The organism is Microbacterium sp. AC035 (assembly GCF_979258485.1).
On the sequence record NZ_OZ409858.1, the window covers coordinates 1,252,544 to 1,273,707 of the forward strand.

Here is a 21,164-nt window from a genome sequence, read left to right on the forward strand (position 1 = left end):
TCGGTCAGCGCGCCAGCAGCTGCCGACGTGAGCTGATGACCCCGGTGTCGAATCCGGCGAGGTGGAGTCCGCCGTGGAACCGGGCGTGCTCGATCTTGATGCACCGATCCATCACGACAGAGAGTCCTGCGCGCTCGGCGATCGCAGCGGCATCCTCATTCCAGGAACCCAGCTGCAACCAGAGCGTCTGCGCCCCGGCCTCGATCGCCTCCTCGGCGACTCCCGGCAGGTCGTCGTGCCGGCGGAAGACGTCGACGATGTCGGGCACCACAGGCAGATCTGCGAGCGAGGCGTAGACCGGCCGGCCGAGGATCTCCGACTCGCGCGGGTTGACGAGGTAGACGTCATATGCGGTGCTGGAGAGCAGGTAGGTCGCGACGAAGTACGACGCACGTGCCGGGTTGTTCGATGCGCCGACGATGGCGACGGATTTCGCACGTCGGAGGATGCCGAAGCGCTGCGGCTGACTGGGGCCGGTCCAGGTCCGATCGGACTGCTGCGGTGCAGCGCCGGGCAGAGCACAGGCCACGACCTCCTGCGCAGTCGGAAGCGCGCAGGCGTCGGCACCGGTGGTCTCGGTTCCGCTCATCGTGTCGCTCCTGTCGCTGTGGTGAGGGCCTGATCGAGATCCCAGATGATGTCTTCGGCATCCTCGAGACCCACTGAGATCCGGATGAGGTCGGGGCGCACTCCCGCCGCCACGAGCTGCGACTCCGTGAGCTGTCGGTGCGTGGTGGATGCCGGGTGGATGACGAGCGTGCGCGCGTCACCGATGTTCGCGAGGTGCGACGCCAGCTGCAGGTTCTCGATCAGCGTCTCCCCCGCTGCGCGACCGTCGTCGGCCTTGACTCCGAAGGCGAACACCGACCCGGGACCGAGCGGCAGGTACTTGGCCGCACGATCGTGGTGCGGGTGATGGGCCAGGCCCGCCCACGTCACGTACTCGACCCGGGGGTCAGAGTCGAGCCACTCGGCGACGATCCGCGCGTTGGCGAGGTGGGCGTCGATGCGCTGCGGCAGCGTCTCGACACCCTGCAGGAGGTTGAAAGCCGATTGCGGGCTCAGCGCCGGACCGATGTCGCGGAGCTGCTCGGTGCGGAGCTTGGTGAGGAAGCCGTACTCGCCGAAGTTGTCCCACCACTTGATGCCGCCGTACGACTCGACCGGCTCGGTCATCTGCGGGAAGCGGCCGTTGCCCCAGTCGAACGTGCCCTTCTCGATCACGACGCCCCCGAGGGTCGTCCCATGACCCCCGAGGAACTTCGTCACCGAGTGGATGACGATGTCAGCGCCGTGTTCGAGCGGACGCGAGAGGTAGGGGGTGGCGAGCGTCGCGTCGACGACGAGTGGCACCCCGGCCGCGTGCGCGACCTCCGCGAGGCCTTCGACGTCGGCGATCTCTCCGGACGGGTTGCCGATCATCTCGACGTAGACGACCTTGGTCTCGGGGCGGATCGCCGCCGCGTAGTCGGCCGGATCCGTGGACGCGACGAACGTGGTCTCGACGCCGAATCGACGCAGCGTCACATCCAGCTGGGTCACGGTACCGCCGTAGAGCTGCGCCGAGGCGACCACGTGGTCTCCGGCTCCGACGAGCGCGGCGAACGTGATGAACTCTGCGCTCATGCCCGATGCGGTCGCGACGGCGCCGATCCCGCCCTCGAGCGATGCCAGCCGTTCCTCGAGCGCGGCGACGGTGGGGTTGCCGATGCGCGAGTAGATGTTGCCGTACTTCTGCAGAGCGAAGAGGTTGCCGGCGTCCGTCGCATCCTCGAACACGAACGACGTCGTCTGGTAGATCGGCACGGCGCGGGCACCGGTCGCGGCATCCGGTGTGCCTCCGGCATGCAGAGCCCTCGTGCGAAACCCGAAGCGGTGTTCTTCCGTCATTGTGTCCTCAGTTCAGCGGTCTCGAGCACGGCGGCGATCTCGTCGACGGCCCACGGGTTCTGCAGAGATGTCGTGTCCCCGAGCGCGGCGGGTGCGCGCCCTGCGCGCCGGTCCTGCTCCGCCTCCCACAGCTGTGCGAGCAGTCGTCGCATGATCTTGCCGGAGCGGGTCTTGGGCAGATCGGGGACCACGACGATGTGCTTCGGCTTGGCGACGGGTCCGATCGCCGTGGCGACCTGTCCTCGTAGCTGCGAGGTCGAGACCTCCGCGCGTCCTGACGCGGTGACGAACGCGACCACGGCCTGCCCGGTGACAGGATCGGCGACGCCGGCGGTGCCTGCCTCCCCCACCGTGTCGTGCGCCACGAGCGCCGATTCGATCTCGATGGTGGAGAGCCTGTGTCCAGACACATTCACGACGTCGTCGAGGCGGCCGAGGATCCAGATGTAGCCGTCGGCATCTCGGGTCGCCCCATCACCGGCGACGTAGTATCCGCCGTGCTCGCCGTGCCCGGCGTACGCCGACCAGTACGCGTCACGGTAACGCTGCGGATTCCCCCACACCGTCCGCGCCATTCCCGGCCACGGTCGCCGCACCACGAGCGTTCCGGATCGCCCTGGCGCCACCTCGTCGCCGTTCTCATCGACCACGGTCGCGTCGATGCCGGGCAGCGGCACGGACGCCGAGCCGGGCTTGAGTGTCGTGACCCCCGGAAGCGGTGCGATCATCGCCGCCCCGGTCTCCGACTGCCACCAGGTGTCGACCACCGGGAGCTCGTCGCGCCCGAAGTTGCGACGGAACCAGATCCAGGCCTCGGGGTTGATCGCTTCACCGACCGTTCCGAGCAGGCGCAGCGTCGACAGGTCGTGCCCCTGCGGCAGCTCGGCACCGAACCAGGTCATGAAGGTGCGGATCAGCGTGGGGGCCGTGTAGTAGACGGTCACGCCGTAGCGCTCGATGATCTCGAGATGCCGCTCACGATGGGGGGTGTCCGGCGTCCCCTCGTAGATGACCTGCGTCAGACCGTTCGAGAGCGGACCGTAGATCTCGTACGTGTGGGCGGTCACCCAGGCGAGGTCCGCCGTGCACCAGTGCACATCGTCGGGCTTCGCGTCGAAATGGGCCCAGTGCGCCCAGCTCGCATGCGTGAGGTACCCGCCGGACGTGTGGACGAGCCCCTTCGGCTTCCCCGTCGTGCCCGACGTGTAGATGATGAAGAGCGGATGCTCGGCATCGAACGCCTGGGGTTCATGCTCGGAGGAGGCGGTGTCGACGACGTCGTGCCACCAGACGTCGCGCCCCTCGGTCCAGGGAACGTCCTGCCCGGTGCGCCGGAGCACGAGGACGTGTTCGAGGTCGGGAAGATCCGCAGCGGCGAGGTCGGCCGTCGATTTGACCTCGGTGGCGGTGCCCCGGCGGAACTGGCCATCGCTCGTCACGAGCAGCTTGGCACCGGTGTCGGCGAGCCGGAACCGCACCGCCTCGGCGGAGAACCCGCCGAACACCAGCGAGTGCACGGCGCCGATGCGCGCGCACGCCAGGGTGATCACGACCGTCTCGATCAGCACCGGGAGGTAGATGACGACGCGGTCGCCCGGACGGATGCCGAGTGCGATGAGCGCGTTGGCCGCGCGCGACACCCTGTCCTGGAGGTCCGCGTACGTCACGGCGATGCGGTCGCCCGGCTCACCCTCGAAGTGCAGGGCGACCTTGTCGCCGCGGCCGGCCTCGACATGGCGGTCGACGCAGTTGTACGCGACGTTGAGCCGTCCGCCGACGAACCACCGAGCGGCGGGAACGGCATCCTCCACGGGCGGGTCCCATTCGTGAGCCGTGTGCCACGGCTCGGCCCAGTCGAGCCGCTCGGCCGCCTGCTCCCAGAAGAGCGTCGGATCCGCCGCGGCCCGCGCATACGCCTCCGCGGTCACGTTCGCCGCCTCGGCGAACCCCGCGGGCGCCGGGTACGTGCGGGTCTCGTGCAGACGGGCTTCCGTCACGTCACACCCACCGTCGGAGCAGGTACTTCTCCACGAGCACGAGAAGCGCATTGGTGATCGTGCCGAGAAGCGCGAGCAGAACGATCGACAGGATGATCCTGTCGACGCGTCCGCTGTTCTGCGAGTCCGTGAGCAGGAACCCGAGCCCCATCGACGACGCGATCAGCTCGGCGGCGACGAGGAACAGCCAGGCCTGCGCGAGTGCGAGGCGGAGGCCTGCGACCACCGACGGCACGACGGCGGGCAGCTGCACGGTGCGGAACAGCGACCAGCCGCGGAGGCTGAACGAGCGCCCTGCCTCGACGAGCTGGGGATCGACGTGCCGGAGGGCCGATGCGACGGTGGTGTAGACCGGGAAGAACGCACCGATGGCGATCAGTGTGACCTTCGACTCCTCGCCGATCTGCATCCAGAGGATCAGGAGCGGCACCCACGCCAGAGACGGGACAGCACGAACCGCCGAGAGAGTGGGGCTGAGCAGCACGTCGCCGATCCTCGAGAGTCCGACGATCCCCGCGATCGCGAGTCCGATCACGGATCCGATCGCGAAGCCGAGCAGCACGCGCTGCACCGAGATCGCGATGTGGGTCCAGAGCAGACCGCGCTCGGCCAGTTCGACGCCGGCTGCGAAGACGGACTCCGGAGACGGGAGGAGGTACGGCGCGACGAGTCCGGTGGTCGTCACGACCTGCCAGGCCACGATGATGAGGGCGGGCAGCAGGAACCCGCCGATGACGCGCACCACCGGACGGTCCCATGCATGCCGCGCGCCCACCTCAGGGCGCCGTCGGACACCACGAGCGGCGTCGAGCGCCTCCCGTGCGTCCGCGGGCACCACCACGCGCTGGTCGGGAAGGCTCACTCGCCCCCGACCGCCTTCTCTGCGAAGGTCGCGTTCACGATCGAGTCCAGCGCCTTGTCGACCGAGTCCTTGCCGCCCTGGACATCACCGGAGTCGACGAGCACGGGAGCGATCTTCTCGAGCACCGCGATCTGGTCCTCTCCGGGGATTCCGCTCACATCGAGGTTCGAGCGCTCGGTGATGACGGTCTTCGCGACCTCGATGTCGATTCCCGCGACCTCGGCCAGCAGCGCAGCCGTCTCGTCGGGGTTCTCGAGGGCCCACTCGCGCGCCTGCTCGTAGGCGTCGACGACCGCCTGTGCGAGGTCCGCGTGGTTCTCGATGAAGTCCTCGGTCGCGTTCAGGAATCCGTAGGTGTTGAAGTCGACGTTGCGGTAGATGAGCTGGTCGCCAGACTCCACCTCGGCTGCGGCCATGATCGGGTCGAGGCCCGCCCAGGCGTCGACCGAGCCGCCGTCGAGCGCTGCACGGCCATCGGCGTGCTGGAGGTTCTGCACCTCGACGTCATCGACCGACAGGCCGGCCTCCTCGAGGGACTGCAGCAGGAAGAAGTAGGGGTCCGTGCCCTTCGTGGCGGCGACCGACTTGCCCGCGAGGTCCTCGACCGAGGTGATGTCGCTGTCGGGGCCGACGACGATCGCCGACCACTCGGGCTGCGAGAAGATGTCGATGACCTGGATGGGCGAATTGTTCGCGCGAGCCAGGAGCGCGGCGGAGCCGGCGGTCGATCCCACGTCGATCGAGCCGGAGCGCAGCAGCTCGTTGGCCTTGTTGGAGCCGGCGGACTGCACCCACTCGACGTCGACGTCGTCGCCGAGGATCTCCTCGAGGATTCCCTGGTCGCGGATCACGAGGCTCAGCGGGTTGTACGTCGCGAAGTCGATAGACAGCGTGTCGGAGGACCACTCTCCGGTGGCGGCGGCATCGTCGTCCGACGTGTCGGAGGCCGTGGCGTTCTCCCCGGCGACGCAGCCGGACGCGACGAGCATCATCGTGCCGGCGATGGCGATCGCGGGGATGATTCGGCGGGTGATGGTGCTCATCGGGTCTCCTCGGTGGCGGTGCTGTGGTGGGTGTCGACGCCGAGTCCCTCGAGGAGCTCGGCACGGAGGTCCGCGAGGCCGCGATCGGCGCGGTCGCGGGGGCGGATGCCGGGGACCGTGATCGTGCGCGCGATGGAGGGCGCGTCCGTCTCGGCGTCGCCGACCAGCGTGCGCAGCAGCAGCACGCGATCGGCCAGGTAGAGGGCCTCTTCGACGTCGTGGGTGACGAGGAGGACGGTGGTCGGCTCGGCGGCGTGGATCTTCAGGAGGAGATCGTGCATCCGCAGTCGGGTGAGCGCATCGAGCGCACCGAACGGCTCGTCCAGCAGCAGGACGCCGGGGTTGCGAGCGAGGGCACGTGCGAGCGAGGCGCGCTGCGCCATCCCGCCGGACACCTCACGCGGGCGCTGGTCTGCCGCCTGCTCAAGGCCGACGAGCTCGATGAGCTCCCGTACTCGTTCCCGTCCGTCACGGCGCGCGGTTCCTCGGGGCAGACCCAGTTCGATGTTCTGCGCGATGGTCCGCCATGGCAGGAGTCGGGGCTCCTGAAAGGCGATCGCGGTGCGCTCGTCGACATCTGCGACGCGGGAGTCATCGAGCAGGATGCTGCCACTCGTCGGCGCATCCAGGCCGCCGACCAGACGCAGGAGCGTGGATTTGCCGCATCCGGAAGGGCCGACGATCGCGACGATCTCACCGGCGGCGACATCGACATCCACCCCTCGGAGAACCTCGCGCCGACCGCGTGCGACGGGGAAGCTCCGCTCCACCCCGTGCAGACGCACGGGCTGAGCAGTGCCGGCGATCGCCGGTCCGCGTGCCGTGGAGGGCGCGGAGAGCAGAGAGGTCATACCCCCATGCTGTCCAACCCGCAGAAATGTGACGAATGCAGACGTAATGTTCGGTCACGTTGCCCTGCGCGGCCATCGCGGACGGGCGGAAACGCGGAACGGGCCGCCATCCCGAAGGATGACGGCCCGTTCAGAGCGTGATGCTTAAGCGTTGCCGCCCGAGAGCTTCTCGCGCAGAGCGGCGAGAGCCTCGTCATCCGCGAGCGTGCCCGCGCCTGCGACCTCGCTCGAGAAGACCTGGCCACCGAAGTCGTCGCCAGCGGCCGCCTCGGCCTCGGCTGCCTTGGCAACCTGAGCCTTGTGAGCCTCCCAGCGAGCCTGGGCTGCAGCGTACTCCTGCTCCCATGCCTCGCGCTGGGTGTCGAAACCTTCCTTCCATGCACCGGTCTCGGGGTCGAAGCCCTCCGGGTACTTGTACTCGCCGGCCTCGTCGTACTCGGCGAGCATGCCGTAGAGCGCCGGGTCGAACTCGGTGCCGTTGACGTCGACGGCCTCGTTCGCCTGCTTCAGCGAGAGCGAGATGCGGCGACGCTCGAGGTCGATGTCGATGACCTTGACGAAGACCTCTTCGCCGACCGACACGACCTGCTCGGCCAGCTCGACGTGCTTGCTGGAGAGCTCGGAGATGTGGACGAGGCCCTCGATGCCGTCTGCGACGCGAACGAACGCACCGAACGGAACGAGCTTGGTGACCTTACCCGGCGTGACCTGACCGATCGCGTGGGTGCGGGCGAAGACCTGCCACGGGTCCTCCTGCGTCGCCTTCAGCGACAGGGAGACGCGCTCGCGGTCGAGGTCGACCTCGAGGATCTCGACGGTGACCTCCTGGCCAACCTCGACGACCTCGGAGGCGTGCTCGATGTGCTTCCAGGACAGCTCGGAGACGTGCACGAGGCCGTCCACGCCGCCCAGGTCGACGAACGCACCGAAGTTGACGATCGACGACACGACACCCTTGCGGACCTGACCCTTGTGAAGGTTGTTCAGGAACGTGGTGCGCGACTCCGACTGCGTCTGCTCGAGCAGCGCACGGCGGCTGAGCACGACGTTGTTGCGGTTCTTGTCGAGCTCGAGGATCTTGGCCTCGATCTCCTGGCCGAGGTACGGCGTGAGGTCGCGGACGCGGCGCAGCTCGATGAGCGAGGCCGGCAGGAAGCCACGGAGGCCGATGTCGACGATGAGTCCACCCTTGACGACCTCGATGACCGTTCCGGTGACGACGCCGTCGTTCTCCTTGATCTTCTCGACGTCTCCCCAAGCGCGCTCGTACTGTGCACGCTTCTTGGAGAGGATCAGACGGCCTTCCTTGTCCTCCTTCTGGAGAACCAGGGCCTCGACCTCGTCGCCGACCTTGACGACCTCGTTCGGGTCGACGTCGTGCTTGATCGAGAGCTCGCGCGAGGGGATGACACCCTCGGTCTTGTATCCGACGTCGAGGAGGACCTCATCGCGGTCGATCTTGACGATCGTTCCCTCGATGATGTCGCCGTCGTTGAAGAACTTCAGGGTCTTCTCGACCGCGGCCAGGAAGTCTTCAGCAGATCCGATGTCATTGATCGCGACCTGCTTGGTGGCCGGGGCGGTCGTTGCGGTAGTCATGTAGTGGGTTGTCCTTGTGAATGGAGACTCGGGCTGAGGGCTCCGGCCGCGCACGACCGATGTTGAGCTCTGCAGCGATTGATTTGATTTTCGACACCAGGGCATGCACAGGCACGCCACGAGTGACAATCAAGGCTATCAGATCACGGGGCGATATGACGGACTCGATACCATCCCCGCCGGGCACGCTGACAGACTGTCTGCATGCCCCGCGCCGACAAGCTCCTCCTGCTCGACACCGCAAGCCTCTACTTCCGGGCCTTCTACGGAGTGCCTGACAAGGTCACGGCACCCGACGGCTCTCCCATCAACGCCGCGCGAGGGCTGCTCGACATCGTCGCGAAGCTGGTCACGCTGTACGAACCGACGCACGTGATCGCGTGCTGGGACGACGACTGGCGGCCCCAGTGGCGTGTCGATCTGATTCCGAGCTACAAGGGGCATCGCGTCGTCGAGGTCGTCGCCGCCGGGCCCGACGTCGAGGAGGTCCCCGATCCCCTCGACGCGCAGATCCCGTTGATCCGTCAGACGCTCGGAGCATTGGGGATCCCGATCATCGGCGTCGCCGAGCACGAGGCCGATGACGTCATCGGCACCCTCGCGACCCACGCGACCGTGCCGGTCGACATCGTCACGGGCGATCGGGATCTGTTCCAGCTCGTCGACGACTCCAGGAACGTGCGCGTCATCTATACGGCTCGGGGAATGAGCAACCTCGAGATCGTCACGGATGCCGTCGTCGTGGCGAAGTACGGCGTGCTGCCCGGCCAGTACGCCGACTTCGCGACCATGCGCGGAGATGCATCCGACGGGCTGCCCGGCGTCGCGGGCGTCGGCGAGAAGACTGCGGCCACGCTCCTGCAGGCCCACGGCGACCTGGTCGGCATCCGCGAGGCGGCCGAAGCCGGCGAGGGCATGAGCGCGGGCGTCCGTGCGAAGATCCTCGCCGCGGCGGACTACCTCGATGTGGCACCGACCGTCGTCGCCGTCGCGCCCGACCTCGACATCGTGGCGCCGACCGATCCGCTCCGCCCGCTCGATCCCGCCGAGGTCGACGCCGCGACCGCGCTCGCGGAGAAGTGGAACCTCGGAGGCTCGATGACGCGCGCCGTCGCCGCGATCGCGACTGTCGAAGGTTGACTCAGCTCGCCCAGGCGAGCAGCCGGTCGAGTCCCCACGTGGTGACGATCCTCGATGCGGGGACGCCGGCTCGCTCCGCTCGTTCCGCACCGTGATCGAGCAGCGAGAGTTGACCAGGTGCGTGCGCGTCCGAATCTATGGAGAACAGGCATCCCGCCTGCAACGCGATCGAGATCAGCTCGTCGGGCGGATCCTGGCGTTCGGGTCGGGAGTTGATCTCGACGGCCACACCGTTCTCCGCACATGCCGCGAAGACCGCTGCCGCATCGAACTGGGATTCGGGCCTCGTTCCGCGTTCGCCCTGCACGAGGCGGCCCGTGCAATGACCGAGGACGTTGACACGCGGATGCGAGACGGCCGCGATCATGCGGGCCGTCATCGGTCTCGCGTCCATGCGCAGTTTGGAATGCACGGATGCCACGACGATGTCGAGCTCGCCGAGCAGAGCATCGTCCTGGTCGAGGGCGCCGTCTTCGAGGATGTCGACCTCGATGCCGGCGAGCAGCGTGAACCCATCCCCCGACTCGGCGCGCACGAGCGGGATCTGCTCGCGAAGTCTTTCGGGTGAGAGCCCGCGGGCGACCCTGAGGCGCGGCGAGTGGTCGGTGATCGCCTGGTATTCGTGTCCGAGCGCTCGCGCCGCCGCCGCCATCACGGGGATGGGCGTCGTGCCGTCCGACCAGTCCGTATGGGCGTGCAGATCTCCGCGCAGCTTCGCCCTGAGCGCGGACACCCGCTCGGGCTCGACGTCGCCGCGCAGCTCGACGAGATAGTCGGGCACGTCCCCGCTCTGGGCCTGCCGGATGACCGCGAACGTCGACTCGCCGATCCCCTTCGCAGCCCGCAGCCTCGTCGGATCGGCGCGGACATCCTCCGGCAGCTGCTGCAGAGTGGCCGCGGCCTGACGGAAGGCCTTCGCCCGATAGCGAGATGCCCGTTCGCGCTCGAGCAGCGAGGCGATCTCGAGCAGAGCGGCTACGGGGTCCATCGTGCTGTCTACGCCGACGCGAGCTCGCGGCTCACGCCGATCCACTCATCGAGCTTCGCGATGGCGCGGCCGTCGTCGACCGCGGCAGCTGCTCGCTCGTATCCCTCGCGGAGGCGCTCGAGGATCGGGCGCTGCACCTGCGTCGCATCCTGGGAGAGCTCGAACGCGACGATCCCGGCCGCTGCGTTGAGCAGGACGATGTCTCGCACGGCTCCTGTCTCGCCCTCGAGCGTCCTGCGCAGCACGGCGGCGTTGTGATCGGGTGTTCCGCCGATCAGATCCGCGAGGTCTGCGATCGGGATGCCGAGGTCGCGCGGGTCGAGGTCGTGCTCGTGGATGTCGCCTCGCGTGACCTCCCAGATACGGCTGTGCCCCGTGGTGGTCAGCTCGTCGAGCCCGTCGTCGCCGCGGAACACCAGCGCGGTCGCGCCCCGCGTGCGGAACACACCTGTGATGAGGGGAACGCGCTCGAGCTGAGCCACGCCGACGGCGTTCGCCTCCGCACGAGCAGGGTTGCAGAGCGGACCGAGCATGTTGAAGACAGTGGGGACGCCGAGTTCGGCGCGGACAGCGCCCGCGTGCTTGAAACCGGGGTGGAAGGCACCCGCCCAGGCGAAGGTGATGCCCGTGCGGTCGAGAATCGTCGAGACTGCCGCAGGATCGAGAGTGAGTTCCAGCCCGAGTGCGCTCAGCACGTCAGACGACCCCGAGGCCGAGCTGGCGGCGCGATTTCCGTGCTTGACGACCGGGATGCCGGTGGCGCCGATGATGACTGCGGCCGTCGTCGAGACGTTGACCGTGCCGACCCGGTCGCCACCGGTGCCGACGATGTCGAGAACGTCGGGCGAAACGGGCAGTGGGACCGCGGCCTCGAGGATGGCGTCGCGGAAGCCGACGATCTCGTCGATCGTCTCCCCCTTGGCTCGAAGAGCGACCAGGAAGCCGGCGAGCTGAGCCTGGGTCACGTCGCCGCGCATGATCTGGCGCATCGCCCAGGTCGACTCCCAGACGCTGAGATCACGACGCTCCAGAAGAGTGGTGAGCACGTCGGACCAGGTCAGGGAATCAGCCATGTGTGCGATCCTATCGGCGCCGGGAAAACGTGCAGACTCTTCCACAGCCCGGACCCAGCGTGGCGCATCCCTTGTTTCCCGCGTATTCACCGAGGATTCGCAGCGTTTTCTTAGGGTTGCCTAAGTCGATCGAGGGCGAAACCGGGGCCTCCGGTGCGAGAATCATGCCCGCGGATCGGCCATAATGGAAGGGTGACGACCTCAGCGACGTATGCCCCGGCGGCAAGAACGATCAAGCGCCCCAACCCGGTAGCTGTCGGCACCATTGTGTGGCTCGGCAGCGAGGTGATGTTCTTCGCGGGACTCTTCGCGATCTACTTCACGCTCCGCAGCACTTCTCCCGAGCTCTGGGCCGACCGCACTGAACTGCTGAACGTTCCGTTCGCGTTCGTGAACACGGCGATCCTCGTGCTCTCCTCGTTCACGTGCCAGATGGGCGTGTTCGCGGCCGAGGATCTGCAGCCGTACCGCATCGCCAAGGGGCAGAAGAACGGCGCCGGCCGCCGTCGCCTGTTCGGCTGGGGCATGGTCGAGTGGTTCTTCCTCACCTTCGCCCTCGGCGCGATCTTCGTCTCCGGACAGGTGTGGGAGTACGCACAGCTGGTCGCCGAGGGCATGCCGATCAGCGCCGACTCGTACGCGTCCGCGTTCTACATCACCACGGGCTTCCACGCCCTGCACGTCACCGGCGGTCTGATCGCATTCCTCCTCGTCATCGGGCGCGCATACGCCGTCAAGAATTTCCGGCACAAGGAGGCGACCTCCTCGATCGTGGTGTCCTACTACTGGCACTTCGTCGACGTCGTCTGGATCGTGCTGTTCGTCGTTATCTACTTCCTGAAATAAGAGCGGAGCTGATCCCCGAGATGGCACGAGAGAAGAAGCGCCGTTCGAATGGCCGTCGCAGCCCACTGGCTGCGGTAGCCCTCATCGGAGCAGGCCTCATGATCACCGGCGCGGTATACGCCGGAACGTCCGCAGCCTTCGCTGCGGCCGACACCCAGACCACTGCTGCGAGCACGCTCACGGTCGAGGACGGCGAGAAGCTGTTCACGGCGAACTGCGCCACCTGCCACGGTCTCGATATGCAGGGCACGGCGAACGGACCGAGCCTCTACGGCGTCGGCGAGCTCGCGGTCGAGTTCCAGATGTCGACGGGTCGCATGCCCCTGCAGATGCAGGGACCGCAGGCACCCCAGAAGGAGCCGCAGTTCACTGAGGAGCAGATCCTCGCGATCTCCTCGTTCGTGCAGCAGTCGGCCCCCGGTCCCACCTTCCCCGAGGACCACATCCTCGACGGCGAAGGCGACGTCGCCAACGGCGCAGAGCTGTTCCGCGTGAACTGCGCGATGTGCCACAACGTGGCCGCAGCCGGCGGCGCCCTCACCGAGGGCAAGTACGCCCCGGCACTGACCGAGACCAGCGCGCTGCACATGTACGCCGCCATGGTCACGGGCCCCCAGAACATGCCCGTCTTCGGCGACATGAACCTGTCGGACGAAGACAAGCGCGACATCATCTCGGCTCTGCTCTACCAGCAGCAGTCCGTGCAGATCGGCGGTTTCTCGCTCGGTTCGCTCGGTCCCGTCTCCGAGGGCCTGTTCGTCTGGATCTTCGGAATCGGCGCGCTCGTCGCCATCACCGTGTGGATCACGGCGAAGTCCAACTGACGCTTATTCATCGAAGAGGAACGTACGAGGAGCACCATGGCACACGACGACGACTCGCAGGCTCTTGACAGGGCCTACCAGCCCTCTCCAGGGCTGGGTGTCGCAGTCAGCGATCCCGTGCAGAACCCGGGGCTGCCGCCGCACCGCGCGCGGATGACCGACAAGGACCCGCGCGCTGAGAAGGCTGCAGAGCGCACGGTCTACACCCTGTTCTATCTCTCGCTGGCAGGAAGCATCTGGGCGGTCGCCGCCTACATGCTCTTCCCCATCGAGAGCGGCGCGCTCATCGACATCCGTCAGAACAATCTCTTCATCGGTCTGGGCATCGCGTTGGCGCTGCTCTCGATCGGCATCGGCGCCATCCACTGGTCCAAGGCGCTGATGAGCGACAAGGAGCACATCGAGCACCGCCACCCCACCCGGGGCAAGGACTCGACGCGAGAGGCCGTCGTCGAGGCGTTCGCGACCGCGAACGAAGAGTCCGGTTTCGGACGACGCACGATGATCCGCAACTCGCTGTTCGCAGCGATCGTGGCCTCGATCATCCCCGGTGTCACGCTCTTCCGTGGTCTCGCTCCGCACAGCACTCCGGATGACCCCACCGCGGGCGACCCGGTGACGCTGCTGAAGCACACGATGTGGGAGAAGGGTCAGCGCCTCGTCCGCGACCCCGACGGCACACCGATCCGCGCAGCGGATGTCACCCTCGGATCCGCGTTCCACGTGATCCCCGAGGACCTCGCCGAACTCAGCCACCACGACGGCTACCTCGAGGAGAAGGCGAAGGCCATCGTGCTGATGATGCGCCTGCGCCCCGAGCAGCTCATCGAGGCCGAGGACCGCAAGGACTGGTCGTACGACGGCATCGTCGCGTACTCGAAGGTCTGCACGCACGTCGGATGCCCTGTGGCTCTGTACGAGCAGCAGACCCACCACCTCCTCTGCCCCTGTCACCAGTCGCAGTTCGACGTCACGGATCACGCCAAGGTCATCTTCGGACCGGCCGCACGTCCGCTGCCGCAGCTGCCCATCACCGTCGACGACGAGGGCTACCTCGTCGCACGCAGTGACTTCACCGAGCCCGTCGGCCCGAGCTTCTGGGAGCGCCATTGAGCACCGCAACGCTGTCCAAAGAGGACAAGGACAACAAGGCGCCTCTCGGCGGTCGATTCGTCGGCGCCGCGTCGAACTACATCGATGAGCGCACCAGCATCTCGGGCTTCGTCAAGGAGCTCGGCCGCAAGATCTTCCCGGACCACTGGTCGTTCATGCTGGGCGAGATCGCGCTGTGGAGCTTCGTGGTCGTGTTCCTCTCGGGAACCTTCCTGACGTTCTTCTTCCAGGCCTCGATGGTCGAGACGCACTACACGGGCGCCTACGCCCCGATGCGCGGTATCGAGATGTCGGCGGCGCTCGAGTCGTCGCTGCACATCTCGTTCGACCTCCGCGGTGGCCTTCTGGTTCGCCAGATCCACCACTGGGCCGCTCTCGTCTTCGTCGCCGGCATCGGCGTGCACATGTTGCGCGTCTTCTTCACCGGCGCCTTCCGCAAGCCTCGCGAGCTCAACTGGGTGATCGGCTTCGTGCTGTTCGTCCTCGCGATGGCCGAGGGCTTCACGGGCTACTCCCTTCCCGACGACCTGCTCTCGGGCAACGGCCTGCGCATCATCGACGGAATGATCAAGGGCATCCCGCTGATCGGCACCTGGACGTCGTTCCTCCTCTTCGGTGGCGAGTTCCCGGGCACCGACATCGTCGGCCGCCTGTACACGCTGCACATCCTGCTGCTTCCGCTGCTGGTGATCGGTCTGATCGCCGTGCACCTGATGCTGATGATCGTCAACAAGCACACGCAGTTCGCCGGCCCCGGCCGCACGAACGACAATGTCGTCGGCTACCCGATGATGCCCGTGTACATGTCGAAGATGGGCGGCTACCTGTTCATCGTCTTCGGCACGATCGTGCTGATCGCGACGTTCTTCCAGATCAACCCGATCTGGAACTACGGCCCGTACGACCCCTCCCCCGTCTCGGCCGGTACTCAGCCTGACTGGTACATCGGATTCGCCGACGGTGCTCTGCGACTCGCTCCGTCGAACCTCGATGTGGTCTTCCTCGATCACACCTGGTCGTTCGGAATCCTGCTGCCGCTGGTGGTCCTCGGTCTGTTCATCGTGCTCGTCGCGATCTATCCGTTCATCGAGGCCTGGGTCACGGGCGACAAGCGCGAGCACCACATCGCTCAGCGCCCGCGCAACGCGGCGACTCGCACCGCGATCGGCGTGGCCGGCGTCATCTTCTACGCCGTCCTGTGGGCTGCAGCATCGTCCGACCTCATCGCGACGCACTTCATGCTCACGATGGAGGGCGTGATCCACGCGCTTCAGGCACTGCTGTTCGTCGGACCGGTTCTCGGATACTTCATCGCCAAGCGGATCGCCATCGCCCTGCAGAAGAAGGACCGCGAGATCGTCCTGCACGGTTTCGAGTCCGGCCGTATCGTCCGCCTCCCCGGTGGCGAGTTCATCGAGGTCCACCAGCCCGTCGACAAGTACGACCGCTGGAAGCTCATCGATGTCGACGGCTACGAGCCGCTGGTCGTGCGCCCCAACGCGAAGGGACGCATCTCGTGGACCGAGAACCTGCGATCCTCGATCTCGCGCTGGTTCTTCGAGGACCGTCTCGCTCCGCTCACGCAGGCGGAGATCGAGGCCGCGGACGCGCACCAGCATCACGTCACGGCTCAGAACGACGAGACCGAGGCCGCCGAGATCCAGGGCGCGCACGAGCGTGCAGGGTTCCCGGATGCGCCGCTCACCGTCAGTGAGACACATGTCGATGAGACGCCGAACACCCCCAGCACGGTCATCTCGACCGAGCCGGTGAAGAAGCCGCGCAAGAAGAAGTCCGAGGACGACCAGTAACATCTCCGCTCCTCATGCCAAAGGGCCCTGTTCGATTCTCGGACAGGGCCCTTTCGCATCCGCGAGCCGTTCATACACGCGTGGCAGGATCGAGATATGAGCTCAGCAGTCCAACTCATCCGTTCCACCGACCTCGCCGCAGCACCCTACGCATATGCGGCGACCGCCCCCGCCGGCTCCCGGCTCATCTTCCTCGCCGGGGCGTGTCCCCTCGAGGAGGACGGTTCGACGACCGCCCCCGGTGACTACTCCGCCCAGGCCGCTCGCTGCGTCGAGACGCTCGTCGCAGCGCTCCGGGCCAGCGATGCCAGCCTGTCGGATGTCATCAGCACGCGAGTCCTGGTGGCATCCTCGTCTCAGGCCGATCTGGTCGCCGCGTGGGATGTCATCCACGCGGCCTTCGGCGACCACGACGTGCCGAGCACCCTCCTCGGCGTCACCGTGCTCGGCTACGACCACCAGCTGGTGGAGATAGAAGCGATCGCGGCGGTCGCGGAGGACGCGCGATGAGCGACGTCATACGGCTCGCCGTCGCTGACGATGCGGAAGTCCTGCGCGCCATCGAAGCGCAGGCCGATACCCTCCTGATCGAGAGTCTGGGAGCGCCGGAGTGGCCACCCCCAGGCGATGGCGGTGAGCGAATCGCAGCTCCCGGGTTCGTGCTCGTGCTGGAAGACCGCAGCACCTCCTCCCCCGTCGGATTCGTGCATGTCCTCGACATCGACGGCCACGCGCACCTCGAGCAGCTCTCGGTGCTTCCGCGCTCCGGCCGTCAGGGCTTCGGACGCAGACTCGTCAGCGCGGCGCTCGAGACCGCCCGGGAGCGCGGCTACACGCGCATGACGCTGCGGACGTTTGCGGAGATCCCCTGGAACGCTCCGTTCTACGCGTCGTGCGGTTTCCTCGAGAGCATCCCGGAGACTCCGTTCCAGCGAGGCCTCGTCGACACAGAGAACTCTCTCGGGCTCGATCGATACGGACGCCGAGTCCAGATGACCGTCGAGCTCTGAGGCGCTCCGTCGACATTGGCGGGATCCTGTCTGCCGGCGTCAGGAAGAGGACGACAGTCGCTGACGCGGCTCCCTAGGCTAGGGACATGATCGATCGCGCTGAGTACTATGCCGCCAAGCTCGCCTACGAGACCGACGCGAGCGACGTGTACGCCGCTCTCCGGGCCACGGATGACGTCGTCATCATCGATGTCCGCTCAGACGAGGCGTGGGCTCAGGGACGCGTCGCGGGGGCGACGCACATGCATTACAGCGAGATCGCGAGCCGCGCGCCAGCTGAGATACCGGCGGGTTCCGCTGTGGTGGTCTACTGCTGGAGCCCCGGGTGCAATGCGGGCGCCAAAGGCGCTCTGGAGTTCGCGAAGCTCGGATACGCCGTCCGGGAGATGATCGGAGGATTCGAGTACTGGGTCAGGGAGGGCTATCCCGTGGAGGATGCCGACGGTGTGCACCGCCGCCCGGTCGACCCCCTGACCGGCGTGGCCCGCATCCGCTCTCGGGCGTAGCCCCGACATGGAGAAAGCCCCTGGGATCGCATCCCAGGGGCTTTCTCTGTGCAGGTCAGCGGGCGAAGTTCCCGCGGTAGTACTCGTAGACCCAGCCGACGATCGCGACGACGAAGATCGCCAAGCCGATCGGGAGCAGGAAGTGCCCGACCGCGAGTCCGACGACGAAGATGCCTGCGGATCCAGCCAGCACGATCGGCCACCAGGACCAGGGGCTGAACTCACCGAGCTCGGGGTCCCCGTCGTCGATGTCGCTGGTGAGGATGTCTTCAGGCAGTTCGCCGTTCTGAGCCTTGTGCGTGCGGTCGAGGTAGAACGCGATCATCGCACCCATGAAGGCCGCGAAGAACAGCGCCACGGTGCCGACCCACTCGATGCGCTCGGCGAAGTTGTCCGACGGCGTGGCGAGGATGTGCCAGCCGGTGTAGACGACTCCGACCAGGGCGAAGAAGGCGGTCAGAACCCACCAGAGGATGACATTGTCGCGCATGGCTCAGTGGCCCTCTCGCTCGCCGGGTGCGGCCGGTGTGAACTCGGCGGCCTCCGGGTGATTCAGGTCGAACGCAGGACGCTCGCTGCGGATACGCGGGATCGACGTGAAGTTGTGACGCGGCGGCGGGCAGGAGGTCGCCCACTCGAGCGAAGCACCGTAGCCCCACGGGTCGTTGACCGTGACCTTGGGTGCCTTGCGAGCCGTGATCCACACGTTCAGGAAGAACGGCAGCATGGACGCTCCGAGGATGATCGCACCGATCGTCGAGACCTGGTTCTGCCAGGTCCAGCCGTCGGCTGCCGAGTAGTCCGCGTAGCGACGCACCATGCCGTCGACACCCAGCCAGTGCTGGATGAGGAACGTCATGTGGAAGCCGATGAACAGCATCCAGAAGTGCACGTAGCCGAGACGCTCGTTGAGCATCCGTCCGGTCCACTTGGGCCACCAGAAGTAGAACCCGGCGAACATCGCGAACACCACGGTGCCGAAGACGACGTAGTGGAAGTGGGCGACGACGAAGTAGGAGTCGGACAGAGCGAAGTCCAGCGGCGGAGCCGCGAGGATGACGCCGGTCAGACCACCGAAGACGAACGAGACCAGGAAGCCGAGCGCGAACACCATCGGCGTCTCGAAGGTCACGGATCCGCGCCAGAGCGTGCCGATCCAGTTGAAGATCTTCACACCCGTCGGCACCGCGATGAGCATCGTCATGAGGGCGAAGAAGGGCAGCAGCACCGAACCGGTCACGTACATGTGGTGAGCCCACACCGCGACGGAGAGCGCCGCGATGGCGATGGTCGCGTAGACGAGCGTCTTGTACCCGAAGATCGGCTTACGGCTGAAGACCGGGAAGATCTCCGACACGATGCCGAAGAACGGCAGGGCGATGATGTAGACCTCGGGGTGACCGAAGAACCAGAAGAGGTGCTGCCAGAGCAGGACTCCGCCGTTGGCCGGGTCGTAGATGTGAGCGCCGAGGATTCGGTCTGCTGCCGCGGCGAAGATCGCAGCTGCGAGCACCGGGAAGGCCATCAGGATCAGGAGGCTCGTGATGAGCGTGTTCCACGAGAAGATCGGCATACGCCACATGGTCATGCCGGGCGCACGCATCGTGATCACCGTGGTGATGAAGTTCACTGCACCGAGGATCGTTCCGAATCCGGAGATTCCGAGGCCGACCATCCACAGGTTTCCGCCGGCACCAGGCGAGAACGACGCGCTCGCGAGCGGCTGGTAGGCGAACCATCCGAACGACGCCGCGCCCTGCGGCGTGAGGAAGCCCGCTACGGCGATCGTGGAGCCGAAGAGGAACAGCCAGAACGCGAAGGCGTTCAGACGCGGGAAGGCGACGTCAGGTGCACCGAGCTGCAGCGGCAGGATCGCATTCGCGAAGCCCGCGAAGAGCGGGGTCGCGAACATGAGGAGCATGATCGTGCCGTGCATCGTGAAGAGCTGGTTGTACTGCTCCTTGGTCGGGATGATCTGCATCCCGGGAGCGAACAGCTCTGCGCGGATGACGAGAGCCATCACGCCACCGAGGAGGAAGAACAGCACCGAGGCGATCAGGTACATGTACCCGATCGTCTTGTGATCGGTGGAGGTGATCCACTTGACGACGATGTTGCCCTTCTGCTCGACGCGCGAGGTGCTCATCAGAGCGGCCTGGCGCGCGGGCAGAGTGGTGGGTCGAGAGCGAGGGGCCTCGTCGGTGCGGGGGGCTTCAGTGGTCGACATGGCTTACTCCTCTCCTTCCTCGGAGGTCGGGGCGGTTGTCCCGGGGTAGTTCGACAGACGGTCGTAGGCGTCCGTGATGTCTCCGGTGTTGCCTTCCTCCTCGAGCGACTGGAGGTAGGCGTCGTATTCGTCCTGCTCGACGACCTTCACGTTGAAGAGCATCATCGAGTGGTACTCGCCGCAGAGTTCGGCGCACTTGCCGGCGTACTCGCCGACACGCGTCGGGATGAAGGACCAGGAATTGTCCTTCCCGATGTACATGTCCTTCTTGTAGAGGAAGTCGATGATCCAGAAGGAGTGGATCACGTCGCGAGACTGGAGGTTGATCGTGACCTTCTGGTCGACGGGAAGCACCAGCGTCGGAAGCTGCGCCTGGTCGATGTTGCCGTCCGCGTCGGGCTGAGCCTGGATTCCCATGGTCCAGACGGCGTCGGAGTTGTCCTCCTCCTCGCCGTCGTACTGGAAGTCCCACGCCCACTGCTTCGCGATAGCCGTGATCTCGACGTCGGGCTCGTCCCACTTCGCCTCGATGGCGGACTGATCACGGGCCGTGAAGAAGAACATGCCCAGCACGAGGATCAGCGGCACGACCGTGTAGAAGATCTCGATCGGCATGTTGTAGCGCATCTGCACGGGCAGACCGGTCTGACCCTTGCGGCGGCGGTAGGCGATAGCCGCCCACGCCATCAGGCCCCAGGTGATCACGCCGACGGCGAGCAGGACGATCCAGGAGTTGACCCAGAGCGACGACACGCGCTCGGTCTGGTTGGTGGCCGCAGGCTCACCCTCCACGAAGCCAGGGAGGTAACCGTTCAGCTCAGTGGCAGTACATCCCGCCAGGGCCACGGCTGCCGCTACTCCCAGGGGGAGAGCGGCCCAACGAAGGCGGCGTTTCGAGGGCACGATGCACCTTTCAGATTGCGGACAGGGCACACCCAAGTCTAGGGCAACCTCACACCTGATTCATGCCAACCACGCAGGTTGGCGAGGGGGTCCGGATCAGTGGAAGCTGTCTCCGCAGGCGCAGCTGCCCGCGGCATTCGGGTTGTCGATCGTGAAGCCCTGCTCCGAGATCGTGTCCTTGAAGTCGATGGACGCGCCATCGAGGTACGGGACGCTCATGTTGTCGATGATGACCTCGACTCCGTCGAAGTCGACGGTCTCGTCGCCCTCGAGGAACCGCTCGTCGAAGTACAGCTGGTAGATCAGGCCGGAGCATCCGCCGGGCTGGACGGCTACGCGCAGACGAAGGTCGTCACGGCCCTCCTGCTCGAGGAGATTCTTCACCTTGACGGCCGCGGCGTCGGTCAGCTTCACGCCGTGCGCCTGGGTGGTCTCTGCTGAGGTCAGTGTGGTGTCGCTCATGTCGCTCCTTGGGACGGGC

Annotated in this window: 21 protein-coding genes; 8 read left to right on the forward strand and 13 right to left on the reverse strand. The window is 66.6% G+C overall.

Translation table 11 applies throughout. The annotated features are described in order from the left end of the window. Positions 1-4: 4 nt before the first annotated feature. The 7 genes from ACZ0AA_RS06115 to rpsA form a co-directional block, all read right to left on the reverse strand. Positions 5-589 (reverse strand): CoA-binding protein, encoded by a 585-nt coding sequence (locus tag ACZ0AA_RS06115; RefSeq protein WP_463512414.1) that lies wholly within the window; start codon positions 587-589, stop codon positions 5-7. Beyond that, positions 586-1,890: an O-acetylhomoserine aminocarboxypropyltransferase/cysteine synthase family protein gene (locus tag ACZ0AA_RS06120; RefSeq protein WP_400859759.1), complete on the reverse strand. Its 1,305-nt coding sequence runs from the start codon at positions 1,888-1,890 to the stop codon at positions 586-588. The genes ACZ0AA_RS06115 and ACZ0AA_RS06120 overlap by 4 nt, the downstream gene beginning before the upstream one ends. Next, the gene (acs, locus tag ACZ0AA_RS06125; protein WP_463512415.1) at positions 1,887-3,938 is read right to left on the reverse strand and encodes an acetate--CoA ligase; all 2,052 of its coding nucleotides are present in this window, start codon (positions 3,936-3,938) and stop codon (positions 1,887-1,889) included. The genes ACZ0AA_RS06120 and acs overlap by 4 nt, the downstream gene beginning before the upstream one ends. Continuing rightward, positions 3,889-4,749, reverse strand: a complete 861-nt coding sequence (locus ACZ0AA_RS06130) for an ABC transporter permease (protein ID WP_463512416.1) — start codon at positions 4,747-4,749, stop codon at positions 3,889-3,891. The genes acs and ACZ0AA_RS06130 overlap by 50 nt, the downstream gene beginning before the upstream one ends. Then, on the reverse strand, positions 4,746-5,792 hold the full coding sequence (locus ACZ0AA_RS06135) for an aliphatic sulfonate ABC transporter substrate-binding protein (protein WP_463512417.1): 1,047 nt from the start codon (positions 5,790-5,792) through the stop codon (positions 4,746-4,748). The genes ACZ0AA_RS06130 and ACZ0AA_RS06135 overlap by 4 nt, the downstream gene beginning before the upstream one ends. Then, positions 5,789-6,643 carry an ABC transporter ATP-binding protein gene (locus tag ACZ0AA_RS06140; RefSeq protein ID WP_400859751.1) on the reverse strand — a complete coding sequence of 285 codons (855 nt, stop codon included), beginning with the start codon at positions 6,641-6,643 and terminating at the stop codon, positions 5,789-5,791. Before ACZ0AA_RS06140 ends, ACZ0AA_RS06135 begins: the two co-directional genes overlap by 4 nt. Before the next feature lie 144 nt (positions 6,644-6,787). Beyond that, positions 6,788-8,242, reverse strand: coding sequence for a 30S ribosomal protein S1 (rpsA, locus tag ACZ0AA_RS06145; RefSeq protein WP_056377208.1), 1,455 nt, complete (start codon positions 8,240-8,242; stop codon positions 6,788-6,790). A 204-nt stretch (positions 8,243-8,446) separates the two neighbouring features. Between rpsA and ACZ0AA_RS06150 the strand changes: the two genes are divergently transcribed. Next, positions 8,447-9,382, forward strand: coding sequence for a 5'-3' exonuclease (locus ACZ0AA_RS06150; RefSeq protein ID WP_463512418.1), 936 nt, complete (start codon positions 8,447-8,449; stop codon positions 9,380-9,382). A gap of 1 nt (position 9,383) precedes the next feature. Here ACZ0AA_RS06150 and ACZ0AA_RS06155 read toward each other — a convergent pair whose 3' ends face one another. Both ACZ0AA_RS06155 and trpD read right to left on the reverse strand, forming a co-directional pair. After that, a complete protein-coding gene (locus ACZ0AA_RS06155; protein WP_463512419.1) occupies positions 9,384-10,370 on the reverse strand; it encodes a PHP domain-containing protein in 987 nt (328 codons plus the stop codon). Positions 10,371-10,378: 8 nt separating this feature from the next. Beyond that, complete coding sequence (gene trpD / locus ACZ0AA_RS06160; protein WP_463512420.1) at positions 10,379-11,443, reverse strand: anthranilate phosphoribosyltransferase; 1,065 nt, start codon at positions 11,441-11,443, stop codon at positions 10,379-10,381. Positions 11,444-11,635: 192 nt separating this feature from the next. Here trpD and ctaE point away from each other — a divergent pair, with 192 nt between their 5' ends. The 7 genes from ctaE to ACZ0AA_RS06195 all read left to right on the forward strand — a co-directional run bounded on the left by ctaE (position 11,636) and on the right by ACZ0AA_RS06195 (position 17,553). Next, the gene (gene ctaE, locus ACZ0AA_RS06165; protein ID WP_091234540.1) at positions 11,636-12,289 is read left to right on the forward strand and encodes an aa3-type cytochrome oxidase subunit III; all 654 of its coding nucleotides are present in this window, start codon (positions 11,636-11,638) and stop codon (positions 12,287-12,289) included. A gap of 20 nt (positions 12,290-12,309) precedes the next feature. Next, positions 12,310-13,113 (forward strand): cytochrome bc1 complex diheme cytochrome c subunit, encoded by an 804-nt coding sequence (gene qcrC / locus ACZ0AA_RS06170; RefSeq protein ID WP_400859745.1) that lies wholly within the window; start codon positions 12,310-12,312, stop codon positions 13,111-13,113. Between the two features lie 36 nt (positions 13,114-13,149). Continuing rightward, positions 13,150-14,226 carry a cytochrome bc1 complex Rieske iron-sulfur subunit gene (qcrA, locus tag ACZ0AA_RS06175; RefSeq protein ID WP_042538395.1) on the forward strand — a complete coding sequence of 359 codons (1,077 nt, stop codon included), beginning with the start codon at positions 13,150-13,152 and terminating at the stop codon, positions 14,224-14,226. After that, a complete protein-coding gene (qcrB, locus tag ACZ0AA_RS06180) occupies positions 14,223-16,037 on the forward strand; it encodes a cytochrome bc1 complex cytochrome b subunit (protein ID WP_400859744.1) in 1,815 nt (604 codons plus the stop codon). The genes qcrA and qcrB overlap by 4 nt, the downstream gene beginning before the upstream one ends. Positions 16,038-16,133: 96 nt before the next feature. After that, positions 16,134-16,547 carry a RidA family protein gene (locus tag ACZ0AA_RS06185; protein ID WP_463512421.1) on the forward strand — a complete coding sequence of 138 codons (414 nt, stop codon included), beginning with the start codon at positions 16,134-16,136 and terminating at the stop codon, positions 16,545-16,547. Then, on the forward strand, positions 16,544-17,047 hold the full coding sequence (locus ACZ0AA_RS06190) for a GNAT family N-acetyltransferase (protein WP_463512422.1): 504 nt from the start codon (positions 16,544-16,546) through the stop codon (positions 17,045-17,047). Before ACZ0AA_RS06185 ends, ACZ0AA_RS06190 begins: the two co-directional genes overlap by 4 nt. Before the next feature lie 86 nt (positions 17,048-17,133). After that, positions 17,134-17,553 (forward strand): rhodanese-like domain-containing protein, encoded by a 420-nt coding sequence (locus ACZ0AA_RS06195; RefSeq protein WP_400859739.1) that lies wholly within the window; start codon positions 17,134-17,136, stop codon positions 17,551-17,553. A 55-nt stretch (positions 17,554-17,608) separates the two neighbouring features. Here ACZ0AA_RS06195 and ACZ0AA_RS06200 read toward each other — a convergent pair whose 3' ends face one another. The 4 genes from ACZ0AA_RS06200 to erpA form a co-directional block, all read right to left on the reverse strand. Further along, positions 17,609-18,043, reverse strand: a complete 435-nt coding sequence (locus tag ACZ0AA_RS06200) for a cytochrome c oxidase subunit 4 (RefSeq protein WP_400859737.1) — start codon at positions 18,041-18,043, stop codon at positions 17,609-17,611. Between the two features lie 3 nt (positions 18,044-18,046). Further along, positions 18,047-19,780 carry an aa3-type cytochrome oxidase subunit I gene (gene ctaD / locus ACZ0AA_RS06205; RefSeq protein ID WP_042538403.1) on the reverse strand — a complete coding sequence of 578 codons (1,734 nt, stop codon included), beginning with the start codon at positions 19,778-19,780 and terminating at the stop codon, positions 18,047-18,049. Positions 19,781-19,783: 3 nt separating this feature from the next. Continuing rightward, on the reverse strand, positions 19,784-20,683 hold the full coding sequence (gene ctaC, locus ACZ0AA_RS06210) for an aa3-type cytochrome oxidase subunit II (RefSeq protein ID WP_400859734.1): 900 nt from the start codon (positions 20,681-20,683) through the stop codon (positions 19,784-19,786). A 96-nt stretch (positions 20,684-20,779) separates the two neighbouring features. Then, the gene (gene erpA, locus ACZ0AA_RS06215) at positions 20,780-21,145 is read right to left on the reverse strand and encodes an iron-sulfur cluster insertion protein ErpA (RefSeq protein ID WP_194763425.1); all 366 of its coding nucleotides are present in this window, start codon (positions 21,143-21,145) and stop codon (positions 20,780-20,782) included. Positions 21,146-21,164 lie beyond the last annotated feature (19 nt).

Excerpts from the sequence above, each read along its gene's own strand:
- ACZ0AA_RS06115 (WP_463512414.1), bottom strand. The coding sequence starts at position 589 with ATGAGCGGAACCGAGACCACCGGTGCCGACGCCTGCGCGCTTCCGACT.
- ACZ0AA_RS06120 (WP_400859759.1), bottom strand. The coding sequence starts at position 1,890 with ATGACGGAAGAACACCGCTTCGGGTTTCGCACGAGGGCTCTGCATGCC.
- acs (WP_463512415.1), bottom strand. The coding sequence starts at position 3,938 with ATGCGCTTCTCGTGCTCGTGGAGAAGTACCTGCTCCGACGGTGGGTGT.
- ACZ0AA_RS06135 (WP_463512417.1), bottom strand. The coding sequence starts at position 5,792 with ATGAGCACCATCACCCGCCGAATCATCCCCGCGATCGCCATCGCCGGC.
- ACZ0AA_RS06140 (WP_400859751.1), bottom strand. The coding sequence starts at position 6,643 with ATGACCTCTCTGCTCTCCGCGCCCTCCACGGCACGCGGACCGGCGATC.
- rpsA (WP_056377208.1), bottom strand. The coding sequence starts at position 8,242 with ATGACTACCGCAACGACCGCCCCGGCCACCAAGCAGGTCGCGATCAAT.
- ACZ0AA_RS06150 (WP_463512418.1), top strand. The coding sequence starts at position 8,447 with ATGCCCCGCGCCGACAAGCTCCTCCTGCTCGACACCGCAAGCCTCTAC.
- ACZ0AA_RS06155 (WP_463512419.1), bottom strand. The coding sequence starts at position 10,370 with ATGGACCCCGTAGCCGCTCTGCTCGAGATCGCCTCGCTGCTCGAGCGC.
- trpD (WP_463512420.1), bottom strand. The coding sequence starts at position 11,443 with ATGGCTGATTCCCTGACCTGGTCCGACGTGCTCACCACTCTTCTGGAG.
- qcrC (WP_400859745.1), top strand. The coding sequence starts at position 12,310 with ATGGCACGAGAGAAGAAGCGCCGTTCGAATGGCCGTCGCAGCCCACTG.
- qcrA (WP_042538395.1), top strand. The coding sequence starts at position 13,150 with ATGGCACACGACGACGACTCGCAGGCTCTTGACAGGGCCTACCAGCCC.
- ACZ0AA_RS06185 (WP_463512421.1), top strand. The coding sequence starts at position 16,134 with ATGAGCTCAGCAGTCCAACTCATCCGTTCCACCGACCTCGCCGCAGCA.
- ACZ0AA_RS06190 (WP_463512422.1), top strand. The coding sequence starts at position 16,544 with ATGAGCGACGTCATACGGCTCGCCGTCGCTGACGATGCGGAAGTCCTG.
- ACZ0AA_RS06195 (WP_400859739.1), top strand. The coding sequence starts at position 17,134 with ATGATCGATCGCGCTGAGTACTATGCCGCCAAGCTCGCCTACGAGACC.
- ACZ0AA_RS06200 (WP_400859737.1), bottom strand. The coding sequence starts at position 18,043 with ATGCGCGACAATGTCATCCTCTGGTGGGTTCTGACCGCCTTCTTCGCC.
- ctaD (WP_042538403.1), bottom strand. The coding sequence starts at position 19,780 with ATGTCGACCACTGAAGCCCCCCGCACCGACGAGGCCCCTCGCTCTCGA.
- erpA (WP_194763425.1), bottom strand. The coding sequence starts at position 21,145 with ATGAGCGACACCACACTGACCTCAGCAGAGACCACCCAGGCGCACGGC.